The sequence below is a fragment of the Aeromonas salmonicida genome (assembly GCF_028355655.1).
GTDB classification, from domain to species: Bacteria; Pseudomonadota; Gammaproteobacteria; order Enterobacterales; family Aeromonadaceae; genus Aeromonas; species Aeromonas salmonicida.
Map to the genome: position 1 here is coordinate 2,522,371 of NZ_CP110645.1, position 17,715 is coordinate 2,540,085.

12 protein-coding genes are annotated in these 17,715 nt (G+C 59.0%); 10 read left to right on the plus strand and 2 right to left on the minus strand.

Annotated elements, in window-relative coordinates; all coding sequences use genetic code 11:
- Window positions 1-2: 2 nt before the first annotated feature.
- The 10 genes from hisD to hisIE all read left to right on the plus strand — a co-directional run bounded on the left by hisD (window position 3) and on the right by hisIE (window position 13,993).
- A complete protein-coding gene (hisD, locus tag ONZ54_RS12060; RefSeq protein ID WP_271786260.1) occupies window positions 3-1,301 on the plus strand; it encodes a histidinol dehydrogenase in 1,299 nt (432 codons plus the stop codon).
- A 109-nt stretch (window positions 1,302-1,410) separates the two neighbouring features.
- On the plus strand, window positions 1,411-2,478 hold the full coding sequence (gene hisC, locus ONZ54_RS12065; protein WP_113721609.1) for a histidinol-phosphate transaminase: 1,068 nt from the start codon (window positions 1,411-1,413) through the stop codon (window positions 2,476-2,478).
- Window positions 2,479-2,489: 11 nt separating this feature from the next.
- Window positions 2,490-3,599, plus strand: a complete 1,110-nt coding sequence (gene hisB / locus ONZ54_RS12070) for a bifunctional histidinol-phosphatase/imidazoleglycerol-phosphate dehydratase HisB (RefSeq protein WP_271786261.1) — start codon at window positions 2,490-2,492, stop codon at window positions 3,597-3,599.
- An 82-nt stretch (window positions 3,600-3,681) separates the two neighbouring features.
- Window positions 3,682-4,305 (plus strand): imidazole glycerol phosphate synthase subunit HisH, encoded by a 624-nt coding sequence (gene hisH / locus ONZ54_RS12075; protein ID WP_271786262.1) that lies wholly within the window; start codon window positions 3,682-3,684, stop codon window positions 4,303-4,305.
- A 5-nt stretch (window positions 4,306-4,310) separates the two neighbouring features.
- A complete protein-coding gene (gene hisA, locus ONZ54_RS12080) occupies window positions 4,311-5,057 on the plus strand; it encodes a 1-(5-phosphoribosyl)-5-[(5-phosphoribosylamino)methylideneamino]imidazole-4-carboxamide isomerase (protein ID WP_005311379.1) in 747 nt (248 codons plus the stop codon).
- A gap of 136 nt (window positions 5,058-5,193) precedes the next feature.
- Window positions 5,194-6,303, plus strand: a complete 1,110-nt coding sequence (locus ONZ54_RS12085; RefSeq protein WP_271786263.1) for a response regulator — start codon at window positions 5,194-5,196, stop codon at window positions 6,301-6,303.
- Window positions 6,296-8,455, plus strand: a complete 2,160-nt coding sequence (locus tag ONZ54_RS12090; protein WP_271786264.1) for a PAS domain-containing protein — start codon at window positions 6,296-6,298, stop codon at window positions 8,453-8,455. The genes ONZ54_RS12085 and ONZ54_RS12090 overlap by 8 nt, the downstream gene beginning before the upstream one ends.
- Window positions 8,452-12,411, plus strand: coding sequence for a PAS domain S-box protein (locus tag ONZ54_RS12095; RefSeq protein WP_271786265.1), 3,960 nt, complete (start codon window positions 8,452-8,454; stop codon window positions 12,409-12,411). Before ONZ54_RS12090 ends, ONZ54_RS12095 begins: the two co-directional genes overlap by 4 nt.
- A gap of 180 nt (window positions 12,412-12,591) precedes the next feature.
- Window positions 12,592-13,365 (plus strand): imidazole glycerol phosphate synthase subunit HisF, encoded by a 774-nt coding sequence (gene hisF, locus ONZ54_RS12100; RefSeq protein ID WP_005311371.1) that lies wholly within the window; start codon window positions 12,592-12,594, stop codon window positions 13,363-13,365.
- Entirely contained in the window at window positions 13,358-13,993 is a 636-nt protein-coding gene (hisIE, locus tag ONZ54_RS12105; protein ID WP_271786266.1) for a bifunctional phosphoribosyl-AMP cyclohydrolase/phosphoribosyl-ATP diphosphatase HisIE, read from the plus strand. The genes hisF and hisIE overlap by 8 nt, the downstream gene beginning before the upstream one ends.
- Window positions 13,994-14,032: 39 nt before the next feature.
- Here the strand turns inward: hisIE and ONZ54_RS12110 are convergent, their stop codons facing one another.
- Together ONZ54_RS12110 and ONZ54_RS12115 are read right to left on the minus strand one after the other, a co-directional pair.
- Window positions 14,033-15,526: a KAP family P-loop NTPase fold protein gene (locus ONZ54_RS12110; protein WP_271786267.1), complete on the minus strand. Its 1,494-nt coding sequence runs from the start codon at window positions 15,524-15,526 to the stop codon at window positions 14,033-14,035.
- 139 nt (window positions 15,527-15,665) lie between these two features.
- Window positions 15,666-17,288, minus strand: a complete 1,623-nt coding sequence (locus tag ONZ54_RS12115) for an acyl-CoA synthetase (protein ID WP_271786268.1) — start codon at window positions 17,286-17,288, stop codon at window positions 15,666-15,668.
- Window positions 17,289-17,715 lie beyond the last annotated feature (427 nt).

Sequence of the window (17,715 nt, forward strand, 5' to 3'; positions counted from 1 at the left end):
TCATGCAGACCCTGATCTGGAAAACCCTCTCCTCTGCCCAGCAGGCCGATGTGCTGACCCGCCCTGCCCTCAATGACGAGGCCGATATCAGCGCAGTGGTAAAGGAGATCATCGCAGCCGTCCGCAGCCGTGGCGACGAGGCCCTGCGCGAGCTGAGCCTGCGCTTCGAGCGCGCCCCCCGTGAACAGCTGCGGGTCAGCGAGACCGAAATAGAGGCCGCCTGCGCGCGTCTGGATGACGACATCAAAGACGCCATCAAGGCTGCCATTGCCAATATTCGCACCTTCCATGCGGCGCAAGCACAACCAGTGGTGCGGGTAGAGACCCAGCCCGGGGTGGTGTGCGAGCTGCGCAGTCAGCCCATCAGTCGGGTCGGCCTCTATGTGCCGGGGGGTAGCGCGCCGCTCCCCTCCACCGTCATGATGCTGGCCATTCCGGCAGGCCTGGCCGGTTGCCGTGAAGTGGTGCTCTGCACCCCGTCCCCCGCCAGCGACGAGATACTGTTTGCCGCCCGCGCCTGCGGGGTTGAGAAGGTATTCGCCATCGGCGGTGCTCAGGCCATCGCCGCCATGGCCTATGGCACGCAGACGATCCCCAAGGTGGACAAGATCTTCGGCCCGGGCAACGCCTACGTGACCGAAGCCAAGGGGCAGGTTTCCCGCGACTGGCGCGGCGCCGCCATCGACATGCCCGCGGGCCCCTCCGAGGTGCTGGTGATTGCCGACGAGAGCGCCAATCCCGCCTTCGTGGCGGCAGATTTACTTTCTCAGGCCGAGCACGGCCCCGACAGTCAGGTAGTGCTGGTCACCACATCGCCGCTGCTGGCCGATGCCATTGCGGGCGAGATAAAGCGCCAGTTGGCACAGCTCAGCCGCCGCGATATCGCCGCCAAGGCGCTGGGTTCAAGCCTGGTGATCCTTTGCGACACGCTGGATGAGGCCTGCGCCATCTCCAATGCCTACGCCCCGGAGCACCTGATCGTGCAGACCCAAGCGCCCCGCGAGCTGCTGGACCAGCTCGAGAACGCCGGTTCCATCTTTCTGGGCCAATGGACGCCGGAGTCGGTGGGGGATTATGCCAGCGGCACCAACCACACCCTGCCCACCTACGGCTATGCCCGTACCTGCTCGAGCCTGGGGCTGGCCGATTACCAGCGCCGTTACACTGTGCAGGAACTCAGCGTCGAGGGCATCCAGGGGCTCGGCCCCATAGTCCAGCGCATCGCACAGGCCGAGGGGCTCGATGGACACAAAAATGCCGTGACGCTGAGATTGAATGCACTGCAAAAGGAGCGGACATGAATAACACCGCACCAAGGGGGCTCGATGCCCCCATCAATAACGCCGTCACCCTCAGGTTGAACGCCCTAGCCACTGAGTCACAGCAAAACGCACAGCAGAAGGATTTGTCATGAGCATCGCCAATCTGGCTCGCCGCGTGGTGCGGGCTCTCACCCCCTATCAATCCGCTCGCCGCATCGGCGGCAAGGGGCATGTCTGGCTCAACGCCAACGAGGCGCCGCAGGCCTATCCCTTCACCATTGAGGGAAATCGTCTCAACCGCTATCCAGAATGCCAACCGGCCGAGGTAGTCAACGGCTACGCCGCCTATGCGGGGGTCAACCCCGACCAGGTGCTGGTCAGCCGTGGCGCCGACGAGGCAATCGAGCTTCTGATCCGCACCTTCTGCGAAGCCGGGGAAGATCAGATCCTCATCTGCCCGCCTACTTACGGCATGTACGCCATCAGTGCCGAGACCTGTGGCGTGGGCATAGTCGAGCAGCCGCTTACCGCCTGTCGTCAGCCAGACTGGCCAGCCATCGCTGACCGCCTGTCTGATGTGAAGCTGGTGTTCCTCTGCTCCCCCAACAACCCCACAGGGGATCTGGTGGGCCGAGACGGCCTCATCGCCCTGCTGGAGAAAGCACGCAATCGCGCCATTATCGTGGTGGATGAGGCCTACATCGAATTTTGCCCCAAGGCGTCCGTGGTGGACTTGCTGGCCCGCTTCCCCAATCTGGTGGTGACTCGCACCCTCTCCAAGGCCTTTGCCCTGGCCGGGATCCGCTGCGGCTTTACGCTGGCAAGCCCTGAGGTGATCACCATGCTGGCCAAGGTGATCGCCCCCTATCCCATCCCGGATCCCATCGCCCAGATAGCGGCGCAGGCGCTCTCCCCCATGGGGCTGGAGCTGATGCAGGAGCGGGTCGCCGAGCTCAACAAGCAGAAGGCGCTTATCAAGACAGCGCTGACAGCGCTGCCTTGTGTGAGAGAAGTATTCGAGGACAAGGGCAACTTCATTCTGGTGCGCTTCGTTGACAGCGCGGCCGTGTTTGCCGCCATGAAAGCTGCCGGCATCATATTGCGGGATTTTTCCACCAAACCGGGCCTTGAAAACAGCATTCGCATTACCATCGGCTATCAGAACGAAATGGATGCCGTGCTTGCAGTCCTGCGTGATCAGCCAGTCAGTTTATAAGGATGTAATTTATGAAGACCCCGTTTTTGTTTATCGACCGCGACGGCACCCTGATCGAGGAGCCGGTGACCGACAAGCAGGTGGACAGCCTCGCCAAGCTGCGCTTCGAGCCCATGGTGATACCCGTACTGCGCGAGCTGCAGGCTGCCGGTTACGTGCTGGTGATGGTGACTAACCAGGATGGACTGGGCACCGCCAGCCTGCCGCTGGAGAACTTCCAGCCCCCTCACGACCTGATGATGCATCTCTTTGAGTCGCAAGGGGTCAGCTGGGAACAGGTGCTGATCTGCCCGCACTTCCCCACTGACGGTTGCAGCTGCCGCAAACCCCACCTCGGGCTGGTGAAGGAGTATCTCGCCTCGGGTCGCATCGACTTTGCCAACTCCTTCGTGATTGGCGATCGCCAGACCGATCTGCAGCTTGCCGAGAACATGGGCATTGGTGGCATTCGCTACCACCCGCAGGATCACAACTGGCTCACCATTCGTGATCAGCTGCTATCCAAGGGGCGCGTGGCCGAAGTGGAGCGCTACACCAAGGAGACCCGCATCCAGGTTGCCGTTGATTTGGATAAAAGTGGCGGCAACCAGATCGCTACCGGCATCGGTTTTTTTGATCACATGCTGGATCAGATAGCGACCCACGCCGGTTTCAGGCTCAAGCTGAACGTCAGCGGTGATCTGCACATCGACGATCACCACACGGTGGAAGATGTGGGACTGGCGCTGGGTCAGGCCATGCGCCAGGCCCTTGGCAACAAGCGCGGCATAGGCCGTTTCGGCTTCGTGCTGGCGATGGACGAGGTGCAGGCGGTGATCGACGCACGTCCCCTCACTGAGCAGGAAGTGAGTACGGCACTGGATCTCAGCGGTCGCCCCTACTTCGTGTTTGACTGCCCGAGCGGCTTTGGCCGCGACAGCGTGGGCGAAATGGCAACCGAGATGGTGCCCCACTTCTTCCGCTCCTTGTCGGATGCCATGGCCATCACATTGCAGATGAAGGTGGGTAGCGGTAACACCCACCACCAGGTGGAGGCACTGTTCAAGGGCTTTGGCCGCGCCCTGCGTCAGGCCATCCGGGTGGAAGGGTGCGAGCTCCCCTCCAGCAAAGGGGTATTGTGATGGATATGAGCAAGCAGAAGCGGGTCATTATCGGCACAGCCGTGATGGTGAAAATCTCGCCAATCGACATAGGTAAGGCACGATGAACAATCAGAAACTGGTCATCATCGACACCGGCTGCGCGAATCTGGCCTCGGTCAGAATGGCGTTCGAGCGCCTCGGCGTGCAACCGCTGGTATCCAGCAAGGCGGCTGATATCGAGCAGGCTGACAAGCTGATCCTGCCCGGCGTCGGCACGGCGGTGGCCGCCATGAAGAACCTCAACGAACGGGGGCTGGTGCCCCTTATTCGCGCCGCCACACAGCCGCTGCTGGGCTTTTGCCTCGGCATGCAGATGCTGGCGGAAGCCTCCGAAGAGAACATGATCGCTGATGGCAGTGAAGGCCAGCTCATCGACTGCCTTGGCATAGTGCCTGGCAGGATCCGGCTGATGGAGGTGGGCAATTTGCGCCTGCCCCACATGGGCTGGAACCAGATTGAGCACGACGAAACGCACCCGCTGCTGAACGGCATTCCAAGCGGCAGCTACTTCTACTTCGTCCATTCCTACGCTTTGGAGGTGACGGGGGCGACACTCGCCACCTGCGATTATGGCCAGCCCTTTACCGCCATCGTGAGCCGGGACAACTTCTTTGGCGCCCAATTCCACCCGGAGCGCTCAGGCGCAGCCGGTGCCCGTTTACTGAAAAACTTTCTGGAGCTGTAACAAGGATGATTATTCCCGCCATCGATTTGATAAATGGTCAGGTCGTACGTCTCTATCAGGGGGACTATGACCAGAAGACCGAATACAGCAGCAGCCCCCAGGCCCGCTTTGATGAATATGTCTCCCAGGGCGCGGTGCAGCTCCATCTGGTGGATCTGGACGGCGCCAAAGAGACACAAGCCCGCCAGTTGCCCCTGCTGACCCAGCTGCTGTCGGCTACTGAAGCGCCGGTGCAGGTCGGTGGCGGCGTGCGCACCGAGCAGGATGTGGCAGACCTATTGGCCGCCGGTGCCAGCCGGGTGGTGATAGGCTCCACCGCCGTCAAGTCCCCGGATCTGGTGGCAAGCTGGATGGAAAAATATGGCCCCGAGCAGATAGTGCTGGCGCTGGACGTCAATATCGATGCACAAGGCAATCGCCATATCGCAGTGGCAGGCTGGCAAGAGAACAGCGGCGTGACCATAGAGGCGCTGATCGAGCGTTTCCTCCCTGCCGGTCTCAAGCATGTGCTCTGTACCGACATCAGCCGCGACGGCACCCTTTCCGGCACCAACGTCGAGCTCTATCGGGATCTCTGTGCCCGCTACCCGAGCGTGGGCTTCCAGGCCTCCGGCGGTATCGGTGGCATCGCGGATATAGAAGCGCTCAAGGGCACAGGGGTCAAGGGGATCATCCTCGGTCGCGCCCTGCTGGAGGGCAAGTTCTCGGTGGGCGATGCCATCGCCTGCTGGGCCAATGGCACGCAAGACTGACGGCCTGGCCAGCAGGCATGACAGCACAGAGGTTGGACAAACGTCTCTCCATCAAGGGGTAGGTCGAGGTAAGTCCTTATTACTCGGTAACAATTGACTCTATACTCGACTGATTGAAACAAGTCATGGAGGACTTATGTTCACATCTCACGCCGCCACCATACTGATCGTCGATGACTCGCCCGAGAATTTGATGGTGCTGACCGACCTGCTCTCGCCTACCTACCGGGTGCTGGCCGCCCAGAGCGGAGAGAAATGCCTGCGGATTGCCACTGGCAAGACACTGCCGGATCTCATTTTGCTGGATGTGATGATGCCGGGCATGGATGGTTATGAAGTGCTCAAACAGCTGCGTACAAGCCCTGAGACCAGCCGCATCCCTGTGGTGCTGCTCACCGCCCTCGCCGACAGTCAGAGTGAAGAGTACGGACTGTCGCTGGGAGCGGCCGACTACATTACCAAGCCCATCAAGCCGGCCATTGTTCAGGCACGGGTACGCACCCAGCTGGAGGCCAAACAGGCCCGCGACGGCCTGCAGAGCCAGAATACGGCACTGGAGGCCGAAGTGGCGCGTCGAATGACCGAGAACGATCTGATCCAGCAGGTCTCCATCCGCGCCCTCGCTCACCTGGCGGAGATTCGGGATCCCGAAACCGGCAATCACATCTTGCGCACCCAGGGCTATGTTCGACTGCTGGCCAATACCCTCGCCAGCCACCCCCGTTTTATCGATACCCTGACCCCCCGCTACATCGATCTGCTGAGCCGCTCCGCCCCCTTGCACGACATCGGCAAGGTAGGTATTCCCGACCATGTGCTGCTCAAGCCCGCCAAGCTGACAGTAGAGGAGTGGGAGGTCATGCGTACCCACGCCAAACTCGGTAGCGATGCCATCGAGGAGGCCGAACGGGATATAGAACAACCACTGGCGTTTCTCACTCTGGCCAAGGAGATTGCCCACTGGCACCACGAAAAGTGGGATGGCAGTGGCTATCCTGACGGCCTGCGTGGCGATGAAATTCCTCTCTCGGCCCGCTTGATGGCACTGGCCGATGTGTTTGATGCCCTCATCAATGTACGGGTCTACAAGGCCGCCATGCCCTATGACGAGGCGAGAGCCCTGATCCTCAGTGGCACAGGCCAGCATTTCGATCCGGACGTGGTGACGGCGTTTGACAACCATTTCGACCAGTTCGTTGCCATCGCCGAGCGCTACACGGATGAAAACGAGGCACCACATGGCTGATCAGCCACCACTCACCCGAGCTCATGTTCTCAATATCGTCCTCACTTATGCCGCAGTGGCAAGCCTGTGGATCCTGCTATCCGACAAGGCGGTAGAGTGGCTGTTCAGCACACCCAGCCAGTTCGCGCTGGCCAGCACCATCAAGGGCTGGCTGTTTATCCTCATTACGGCGCTCATGCTCTATACCATGCTGCGTCGCCGCATCGACATGCCGGTGGTCACCCGCCAATTCTCTCGCCGCCAGCTCTTGCCCCTTATTCTGATCAACGGCCTGATCCTGGGACTCACCGGCATGGCCATCGCCCAGAGCCTGAGTCATACACAGGACAAGGAGATAGCCCGGATCGAGGCTATCGCCGACCTCAAAAGCAAGCAGATCACCGAATGGCTCAATGCCCGTGAGCGTGACGCCCGCCAGCTGATCGAAAGCCCGCTCTATGCCGACCTCTATCGCCAGGGGCAAGTCACACAGCTGGCGCAGGCACATGCCCCCCTAATGACCCGGCTGGCCGAGTTCATCTCCATCAGGGGATTCAGCGCAGCGACCGTCTTCAGTCCTGCTGGTACTGCCCTGGGGCAGACTCCCGGGGCCAGCGGTCTTGGCACACAGCTGCGCGAAGCATTGGCTCAAGTGGAAACAGGCAGCGTCATGCGGGTGGGCCCCTATCTCGATGAGCAGGGCCAGCCCAGGCTCGACTTCATCGCCCCGCTGTCCATGCCTGGCAGCAAGTCCCCTCTTGTCGTGCTGCAAATCAGCTCCAGCGACTGGCTCAACCACATTCTCAAGCAGTGGCCGATCCCGGACAGCAGTGGAGAAGCCCTGCTGTTTCGCAAACATGGCGCTCAGGTGCAGTTTCTCAATGACGTGCGCTACCGCCCCGCCTCGGCCCTCACCCTGCAGATCCCCATCAGCAACAGCACCTTGCTGGCAGCCCAGTTTCTCAATGGCGGCGCCCGTGAAGGTCACAAACAGGTGCTTTTTGGCAAGGATTACCGTGGTATCGAGGTCTTTGGCACCATCCACTCCGTCATGGGCACCGACTGGTATCTGATCGCCAAGATAGACAAGGCAGAGCTCAACCAGGCCGCCTTCAGGGAGAGCGTCTGGATCGGGCTCATCGGCCTGCTGGTGCTGTTCATTGCCAATACGGGCATCATATTGCTGCGCCAGCATACCCAGCTCTATATGGCCGAGCAGATCCGGCTATCCCAGGCAGGCCGCCTGCAGGCGCTGCAACTGCTCTCCGCCATTGCCGACAGCTCGGAAGATGCCATCTTCGCCAAGGATATGGATGGCAAATACATCCTCTTCAACCGCGCCGCCAGCCAGTTCGCCGGCAAGTCAGCCGCAGAGATACTGGGCCAGGATGATCAGGCCATTTTCCCCCCTGATCAGGCTCGCATGCTGATGGAGCTGGGCCAGCAAGTCATTGTCAATAACAAGGTACAGACCCAGGAAGAACATCTGACCCTGCCCTGCGGTGAACGGGTGTTTCTCGCCACCAAGGGGCCCTTGCAGGACAACGACGGCCAGGTGATCGGCATCTTCGGGATCTCCCGCGATATCACGGACTTCAAGCGGGCCGAAGCCGGATTGCGGGAACGGGAAGGGCTGTTTCGCGCCCTGGTCGAGCAATCCCTCGCCGGCATCTACATCATCCAGCAGGGCCAGCTCTGTTACATCAACCCGGGTTTCGCCCGTTTGTTCGGTCACAGCTCAACCGCCACCTTGCTGAAGATGGGCACCCTGCATGCGCTAGCCAGCCCGAAAGACAGCGCCAGGGTCGCGGAACAGTTGCAGCGCAGCGAACAGGAGGACACTGAGATACACACCCGCTTCACCGCCTTGCACCATGACCATCAGAATATTGAGGTAGAGCTGTACGGGCGACGCGTCGATTATCGCGGCAAGCCTGCGGTACTGGGTCTGTTGCTGGACGTCACCGAGCGGGAACAGGTCGAACAGGCCCTGACCCGTCAGGCCGCTGAGCTACGTCAGCAGAACAACGAGCTGGAACGGTTCAACAAGGTGATGGTGGACAGGGAGCTGGCCATGCTGGCCCTCAAGCATCAGGTCAATACGCTGTCGATACAGCTGGGACAACAGCCGCCTTATCCTCAGGCGCCCACACCGCCGGAGGAACTCCTATGATGAGCTGGTCTCAGCTGCTGCATGTCCGCCAGCCGTGGCAACAGTGGGGGGCTTGCCTGCTGGCCGTTCTGCTGCCCATCCTCATGTTGCAGATCCGGGTACAGCTCCCCATCGCCTTTGGCGAACGGCCGCTGCTGGTGCTCTTCATGCTGCCCATCATCGTCTGCGCCCTGCTCGGTGGCTTGCTGCCCGGCATGCTCAGCACCCTGGTGAGTGCACTGGTCACCACCTATTTCATACTGCCCCCGCTCCACTCGCTGACCATTGCCGCCGGCCAGGATCTGGTGCAATGGGGGATCCTGATTACCAACGGTATCCTCATCACCCTGCTCAGCGCCGCCATGCACCGATCCCGCGCACGGGAGGTTCAACGCTGGCAGGAATTGATGAGCACTCAATCCCGCCTGCAACGGAGCGAAACCCGCTTCCAGGCCACCTTTGAGCAGGCCGCTGTCGGCATCGCGCTGGTCGCCCCCGACGGCAACTGGTTAAGGGTCAACCAGCGGCTGTGCGACATGGTCGGTTATCAGGCTGACGAGTTGATGGGCATGAGCTTTCAGCAGATCACGCACCCGGACGATCTCTTTATCGATCAAACCTTCGTCGCCCAGATGCTGGCAGGGGAGCGGCCTCACTACACCCTGGAGAAACGCTATCTGCGCAAGAATGGTGATGTGCTCTGGATCACCCTCACTGTGGCGCTGGTCAGGGATGACCAGGGCAAACCCGACTATTTCATCTCGATCATCGAGGACAATCAGCAACGCAAGGAGACAGAAGCAGCCCTGCGGCGCAACGAGGTGATACTGCATGAATCCCAACATCTGGCCAAGATCGGCAACTGGCGCTGGCACATTGCCAACAACAGCCATTTCTGGTCGCCGGAGATCTACCGCATCTATGGCCGTGACCCGGGCTTGCCCCCTGCCGTCTACCCCGAAGTGAAAAAGTACTTTACCCAGGAGGGGTGGCGCGCCATCGCCCAGTCCGTCGAGCGCTGCCTGCAAAACGGCCAGCCCTACGAGTGCGATGCGGAGGTGATCCACGAACAGGGTGACCCTGTCTGGGTCATCGCCCGTGGCGCCGCCTTGCGCGACAGCAGTGGGGCCATCGTCGAGCTCTATGGCACTGTGCAGGACATCACCGAGCGCAAGCTGGCCGAACAGCAACTACTGCACAATCAGCAGGTGGCGCTCGATACCCAGCGCCGCGCCCGGCTGGCGGCACTGAATCTGATGGACGATGCCATCAGCGCCCGTATTCGCGCCGAAACCACCAGCACGGCCTTGCGCGACAGCGAGCAGCGCCTGTTGATGGCCCAGGAAGGAGCCCACGTCGGCATCTGGGAGTGGGACATACTCAGTGGCCGCCTCTTCTTCTCCCCCGAATGTGCCCGCCTCTATGGCCGCAGCGTGGAGCAACTCTGCGAATTTCACATCTGGCAAGGCTGCCTGCACCCGGACGACAGGGCCCGCATCGACCAGCTGCTGTCCGAGCTGCCACACACAGGCACACCGCTCGATATCGAGTTTCGCATCTTGCTGCCCACTGGCGAGGTACGCTGGCTGGTGAGCAAGGGCAGCGTCTATCGGGATGCCCAGCAGCGCCCGGTGCGCCTGCTTGGCATCAATCTGGACATCACGGATCGCAAACAGGCAGAGCAGCAGTTGCGCCAGCTGTCACTGGCACTGGAACAGAGCCCGGATGGCGTCTTCATCACCGATATCCAGGGGCGTATCGAATACGTCAACGTCGCCTTCCTCGCCGCCAGCGGGTATCAGCAACACGAGGTGATTGGCCAGACCCCCACCCTGTTGCGTTCGGGCCTCACCCCCAAGGCCACCTACATCACGCTGTGGGATGCGATTCATCAGGGACAGCGCTGGCATGGGGAGTTCATCAACCGGCGCAAGGATGGCTCACACTACCAGGTGCTGGCCACCGTCTCCCCCATCCGTCAGGAGAACGGCGAGGTCACCCACTATGTGACGGTACAAGCCGATATCACGGAGAAAAAGCAGCTCGGCGAGGAGCTGGATCAATACCGCTACCACCTGGAGGAGATGGTCAACGAGCGTACCCTGCAACTGGCCCAGGCCCACCAAAGGGCGGAGAGCGCCAACCGGGCCAAGAGTGCCTTCCTCGCCAACATGAGCCACGAGATCCGCACCCCCATGAATGCCATTCTGGGGCTGACCTATCTGCTCAAGCGCGATACACCGGATCACACCCAGCACGATCGGTTGGAAAAGATCGACAATGCCGCCCAGCACCTGCTCACCATCATCAACGACATTCTGGACCTTTCCAAAATCGATGCGGGCAAGATGGTACTGGAGCAAGGCGACTTCTCCCTCACCGCCATGCTGGACAACGTCAGTGCCCTGATGAGCGAACATGCCCGTGCCAAGGGGCTCACCATCATTGTCGATATCGGGGATTCCCCCGCCTGGGTCCACGGCGATATCACCCGATTGCGTCAGGCACTGCTCAACTATGCAGCCAACGCCATCAAGTTCACCGAGCAGGGCTCAGTCACCTTGCGGGTACGGGTCGAACGGCCGCTCTCCAATGGGTATCTGCTGCGCTTCGAGGTGGAAGACACGGGCATCGGCATCAGCCCGGAGCAGCGCGAGAAACTGTTCCAGGCCTTTGAGCAGGCCGACGCCTCTACCACCCGAAAATACGGCGGCACCGGGCTGGGCCTCGCAATCACCAGTCGGCTTGCCACCCTGATGGGGGGAGAAGTCGGCGTGGAGAGCACCCAGGGCAAAGGCAGCTGCTTCTGGTTCACCGCCCTGCTTTCACTGGGCCAGGGCGAACCGCAGCAAGCAGGACAGCTCGAACAGGCAGTACAGCAGGCGCTCTTTTTCTCCAACCATGCCAGGGTGCTGCTGGTGGAGGACAATGCCATCAACCGCGAGGTGGTACTGGAGCTGCTCAACAACAGCGGCCTCATCATCGAAACTGCCGTCAATGGTCAGGAAGCGCTGGAGAGGGTCAGTCAGCATCCCTTCGATCTCATCCTGATGGACATACAGATGCCGCTGATGGATGGCTACACAGCCACTCGCGCCATCCGCACCCTGCCGGGTTGGGAGCAGACGCCTATCCTGGCGCTGACGGCCAGCGCCTTTGAAGAGGACAGAAAGGCGTGCAAGGCTGCGGGCATGAACGACTTTATCGCCAAGCCCGTCACCCCAGCCAAGCTGTTCGAAGCGCTGCAACAATGGTTGCCCACCAGCACACCCGTACAGCCCAAATACCAGCGCCGGGCCAGCGACACCCTGATCGCCCCCCTCGTCCGGTTGCAAAGCTTACCGGGACTGGATCTGCAACAGGGGTTGGCCACGCTGCAGGGCAACCAGACCAAATACGTCGCCCTGTTGCGCCATTTCGCCAGCGAACACAGCCAGGACATGGCACTGCTGACCAGCCATCTGCAAGCAGGCGATCAGACCAGTGCCACCCGACTGGCTCACACACTGCGCGGTGTCGCCAGCACACTGGGATTGGTGAGTCTGGCAGAGCAGAGCCTGCAACTGGAGCAAACGCTCTCTGGGGATGGCAGTGAACTGACCGACCAGATGTCCGCCATTACCGAAGTGCTTGCCACCCTGCTCGAACAACTGGGGGAGGAAGATCCGGCCCCCGCAACCATGCCAGCCCCCCTCACCAGCCATTGGCAGCAGCAGTTGCTGCGCCAGATTGAGGGCCTGCTGCTGCAAAGCGACACCGCTGCCATCCCCCTGTTCGAACAATATGCCGGCCCCCTGCTCATCAGTCTTGGGCCCAAAGGGGACACACTGGCGCGGCAGCTGAAAATGTTCGATTTTGACGGCGCCCTCATCACCATCCGCAGCCTGCAAGCAGAAGAGGGACACTCACCGGTAGCCCCCGATGCATCAAGCCGGCATCAGGGGGCGACGAATCAAGATAAAGGGTTGAATCACTGAATAAAGTCATGCATATAGTGTTGGTTCCCCTGTCGAACACGTTCCCTTGCGGCCACGTTTTCGCCCGGCTGGGCACCACCTGTTGAAGCATGCCGACGATCTTCACTCATTGGCCGTCTGACGCCCGCGTCATCCGGCAATAACGATGTTTTTAACCGTGCGTTACATGGAGCAACGAGCATGTTGTCAAAGCGTATTATCCCCTGTCTGGACGTCAAAGATGGCGTCGTGGTCAAGGGAGTGCAATTTCGAAATCACGAGGTGATGGGCGGCATCGTCGAGCTCGCCCGCCGCTACGCAGAAGAAGGGGCCGACGAGCTGGTGTTCTATGACATCACTGCCTCCAGCGATGCCCGGGTGGTAGACAAGAGCTGGGTTAGCCGGGTGGCGGAAGTCATCGATATCCCCTTCTGCGTCGCCGGTGGCATCAAAAGCGTTGAGGATGCCCGCCAGATCCTGGAATTTGGCGCCGACAAGGTCTCCATCAACTCACCGGCCCTGGCGGATCCCGGCCTCATCACCCGTCTGGCGGAGCGCTTTGGCGTGCAGTGCGTGGTGGTGGGGATCGACTCCTACTTCGATGCCGACACAGGTCACTATCAGGTCAAGCAGTTCACCGGTGACGAGAGCCGCACCCGCACCACGGCCTGGCATACCCTCGATTGGGTGCAGGAGGCGCAAAAACGCGGCGCCGGTGAAATCGTGCTGAACGTGATGAACCAGGATGGCATGCGTCAGGGCTACGACCTCGAGCAGCTCAAGCTGGTCCGCGCCGTCTGCAAGGTGCCCCTCATCGCCTCCGGCGGCGCCGGAGCCATGGAACACTTTCGCGATGCCTTTACCCTCGCCGACGTGGACGGGGCTCTGGCCGCCTCCGTGTTCCACAAGGGCCTTATCCCCATTCCCGAATTGAAACGCTGGCTGAAAAATGAAGGAGTCGCCATCCGTGAGTAATCAAGATGTTGTAAACCAGGCACCGCTGATTGAACGCCTGGACTGGGCAAAGTGTGACGGCATGATCCCCGCCATCGTCCAGCATGCCGCCAGCGGCGAGGTGTTGATGCAGGGCTTCATGACACGCGAAGCGCTGGAAAAAACCCAAACCACAGGTCAGGTCACCTTCTTCAGCCGCAGCAAGCAGCGCCTCTGGACCAAGGGCGAAAGCTCGGGCCATGTGCTCAAGCTGGTCGCCATCAGCACCGACTGCGATCAGGACGCTCTGCTGATCGCCGCCAATCCGGTCGGCCCCACCTGTCATCTGGGCACGCCCTCCTGCTTCGACGGCCACCCTGTGCCGCCGCTCGGCTTCCTGGCAGAACTTGAGCAGATCCTGGCATCGCGCAAAGGTGCCGATCCGGCCACCAGCTACACCGCCAGCCTGTACGCCAAAGGCACCAAGCGCATCGCCCAGAAGGTGGGTGAAGAAGGTGTTGAAGTGGCACTGGCCGCCATGGCCAAGGATCGGGAAGAGCTGATCAACGAATCCGCCGACCTGCTCTACCACCTCACAGTCCTGCTGCAAAACGAAGGGCTTGGCCTCAAAGACGTGGTGCAGCGCCTGTATGAGCGGCACAATAAATAAAGTATCATATTGCTTAACGGGCTATTTGGCCCGTTAAGCTTATTCAAATGACACCGCCAACTCAACCCAATCCCTGTATGTAGACATATCCACTCGTGATTTTTTATGTAAGCACGAATTAAGAACACCTTCTCTTAATTTCTCTGAAAAAACTTCCGCAGTCATTGAACGATATTTCTCATCAAACTCCTTAACATCCCTCTTTAATTTACTATCAATATTTTGATACTCACCCAAGTAACCAAATAAATAGTTTCTAATAAGATCTCTAATAGGGGTTTGGTATACGCCTTGTGTAAACGCACCATTACAGTCACTTTCCATTTTAATACTAACAGTGCCAGAAATATTATTCATGCCGTGTAGTTTAATCACATCGGATTTTATACCTGATAAAAATGAATGACTACGCCCCGATGAGATTATAGTCTCATAGTCAGATGGCTTGCTTTCATGCAAGGCTATAAGGTAAGCAAGAAAGACAATATTAATAGAGTCATTTTTCATATTCACAAGCACTAACAATGACCTATCAATAAGTTTTTCAGTACTTCTGAGTGAAAGCTGACAAGCATCTGCTATCGATGAAATTATAACCCCAAGTGAGTCCACACTAAGGCCTGTAGGCCATATATTTTCAAAAACACTGCTATTAAGATAAGTTACATTAGATAAGTGGCTTTCAACAAAATTATGCCTTGAGCCACTAAGCATACTGAATCGCCGATTAAAAAAACGACTTAGATATATATAAGCATCAAATTCGGAACCATAAATTACTTTTACAGCATGTTGTAGTTGTTCTGTATCTGTAGCCAACACAAAGACCACTCTGGGAATATCGAATATATGTTTGATAGTTTCCAGCATTTCTACCACATAGGAAGGGCGACAGCGATCCAGCTCATCAATCAAAATAAAGGCGGGATAATCCAGTTTTCCTTTACTTAATCCAACAGCTCCTTCCACCCATTGCCGTATTTCTTGTTTAAGATACTGAATAGATTCATAACGCTCTTTCTGATTACTGCATAAAACATCGACCAACTGATTCGCATCCTCTCCTTCCAGAGAAAAATCGTCTTCTTCCAGTCCAGCTTTCTTGATGGCAGCTTTCAACGCAAGCTTGCCGCCGACCTTGAATAATCCAAGTAGCCGCTGGCGCATACCCTCCGGGATTTTATTCTCTTTACCTGCAACCTCTTTTAGCTGATCGATAATCGACGAAATAACCGTCAACAAGGGATCATCGGAAAAGTCCTGCTGCCAGGCATCAATATAGACGGTGGGATAGTGCTGTTTAAGCTCCATATACCAGCGCTTGATAAACCAGGTCTTGCCCGCCCCCCATTCTGCATTGAGGTTCAGCACATAGTTGCGCAGCTTGCCTTCGGCGGCGAGGTAGTTGGTCAGAAATTCGGCGTAACGAGCGCGGTCCAGTCGATCTCCCGCGAGAGTTTCCGCCATCCCTTCAATGGCTCCTGGGCCATCCCATGGAAGTGGCTCACCCCAATTAAATGCTGCAAGCGTCATAATGCTTCCCTGTCTCTATATTGAGCAGGATATTACCAGAGTGAGTTCCGAAAGAGTTTGATGAACATAGAAGTTTAGCGCCATATTGCTCCAGGCAAAATGGCGCCAACTCAAAACGTTGGATGAAAGTGACTCGCTCCTACCCCAGCTGCTGGCGCAGCATGTATTTTTGTACCTTGCCGGTGGAGGTCTTGGGCAGAGGGGTGAAGATGATCCGCTTGGGAGCCTTGAAGTGGGCCATCTGCTCGCGGCAAAACGCTATGAGTTCTGCCTGGGTAAGCTCGCGCCCCTCCTTGAGCTTGACGAAGGCACAAGGCACCTCCCCCCACTTCTCGTCCGGCATGGCGATCACCGCCACCTCGTCCACATCGGGATGGCGATAGAGCACGTCCTCCACCTCCAGGCTGGAGATGTTCTCCCCGCCCGAGATGATGATGTCCTTGGACCTGTCCTTGATCTCCACATAGCCATCAGAGTGCCACACCGCCAGATCACCGCTGCGAAACCAGCCCTCCGCCATCGCCTCGGCACTGGCATCCGGGTTCTTGAGATACCCCTTCATCACAACATTGCCGCGCAGCACTATCTCCCCCAGGGTCTTGCCATCCTGAGGCACAGGCTCGCCGCTGACCGGGTTGATGACCCGCATCTCTCCCTGCAGCGGGGATGCCACCCCCTGGCGCGCCTTGAGGCGGGAGAGCGCAGTTGCGTCCTGCCCCTGCCAGCTTCGCTGGGGTTCACACAGCACGCAGGGACCATAGGTTTCGGTGAGGCCATAGACATGGGTCACGGCTATCCCCATGGCCTCCATGCCGGCGATCACGGTCGCGGGCGGCGCTGCCCCCGCCGTCATCACCTTGATGGGGTGATTGAGCCCGTATTTAAGCGCAGGGTCGGCGTTGTTAAGCATGTTGAGGACAATGGGCGCGGCGCAGAAGTGGCTCGCCTTGTGCTCGCGCAGGGCATCAAAGATGGCCCTCGCCTGCACATGGCGCAGGCAGACACTCACCCCGGCGGTGGCTGCCAGGGTCCAGGGGAAGCACCAGCCGTTGCAGTGAAACATTGGCAGGGTCCAGAGATAGACGCTGTGCTTGGGCAGCTCCCAGGAGAGCACGTTGTTGATTGCATTGAGGTGGGCACCGCGGTGGTGATAGACCACCCCCTTGGGGTTGCCCGTGGTACCCGAGGTGTAGTTTAGGGAAATCGCCAGCCACTCGTCATCCGGCAGCCAACCGGGCTCATCCCCGTTTCCCTGGGCAAGAAACTGTTCATAGTCGAGCTCGCTGATCAGCTCTCCCTCCCGATAGAGGGGATCGTCGATGGCGATGAGCAGCGGCTGCGTCTTGACAAGGGCCAGCGCCTTGCGCACCACGGCGCTGAACTCCCTGTCCACCAGCACCACCCTGCTCTGGGCATGCTGGAAGATGAAGGCCATGGACTCGGCATCGAGCCGGGTGTTGATGGTGTTGAGCACAGCGCCGCTCATGGGCACCCCGAAGTGGGCTTCGAACATCGCCGGGGTATTGGGGGCGACGATGGAGACGGTATCCCCCTCGCCTATGCCATGCCGACGCAGGGCCGAGGCGAGCTGTCGGCAGCGCCGCTCGGTCTGGGCCCAGTTTTGACGCAAGGCCCCATGGATCAGCGCCGGGTAGTCGGGATAGACCCGCGCCGCCCGGGCAAGGAAGCTGATGGGGGTCAGCGCCTCGAAATTGGCGGGACTTTTATCAAGGCCGGCCTCGTAGATGTTCTGCTCTGTCATCGGGTTCCTTCCTCGCCGGTGGCACAAAGCGGCTGGATCGAATTGGGCGGGAGATCTCGCCGGCATCATGCACTGCACAGATCTCTTATGGGGCTGACAGCCTAGCAGCAGGGCCATGGCGGCAGATATTAGCAAAACGTCTTAGGCGATGGCGCTGCCTGAGTTTTCACCCTGTCAGGCCGGTCATGATGCCGGGCATTGCCAGCCTTGAATAATATCTATCCATTATCAAACCGGCATGGGCTGGCATGCATTATTTACATATTTATTTGCAGCCCATGGCATTGTTGCCAATTATATCCACCAAATGAATCGAGATAATTATTGAATATAATAACTCCGTATGGGCATGGCATTGAAATTAACGACAAATTCATCAGCCAATATATTCTGTGAGCCAGCCCATAAAGCGAGCCGTGCTTCGTAT

Bases quoted from the DNA above. Each gene is read 5' to 3' on its own strand.
- hisH (WP_271786262.1), top strand. From the start codon at position 3,682: ATGAACAATCAGAAACTGGTCATCATCGACACCGGCTGCGCGAATCTG.
- hisB (WP_271786261.1), top strand. From the start codon at position 2,490: ATGAAGACCCCGTTTTTGTTTATCGACCGCGACGGCACCCTGATCGAG.
- ONZ54_RS12110 (WP_271786267.1), bottom strand. From the start codon at position 15,526: ATGACGCTTGCAGCATTTAATTGGGGTGAGCCACTTCCATGGGATGGC.
- hisD (WP_271786260.1), top strand. From the start codon at position 3: ATGCAGACCCTGATCTGGAAAACCCTCTCCTCTGCCCAGCAGGCCGAT.
- ONZ54_RS12085 (WP_271786263.1), top strand. From the start codon at position 5,194: ATGTTCACATCTCACGCCGCCACCATACTGATCGTCGATGACTCGCCC.
- ONZ54_RS12090 (WP_271786264.1), top strand. From the start codon at position 6,296: ATGGCTGATCAGCCACCACTCACCCGAGCTCATGTTCTCAATATCGTC.
- hisA (WP_005311379.1), top strand. From the start codon at position 4,311: ATGATTATTCCCGCCATCGATTTGATAAATGGTCAGGTCGTACGTCTC.
- ONZ54_RS12115 (WP_271786268.1), bottom strand. From the start codon at position 17,288: ATGACAGAGCAGAACATCTACGAGGCCGGCCTTGATAAAAGTCCCGCC.
- hisC (WP_113721609.1), top strand. From the start codon at position 1,411: ATGAGCATCGCCAATCTGGCTCGCCGCGTGGTGCGGGCTCTCACCCCC.
- ONZ54_RS12095 (WP_271786265.1), top strand. From the start codon at position 8,452: ATGATGAGCTGGTCTCAGCTGCTGCATGTCCGCCAGCCGTGGCAACAG.
- hisF (WP_005311371.1), top strand. From the start codon at position 12,592: ATGTTGTCAAAGCGTATTATCCCCTGTCTGGACGTCAAAGATGGCGTC.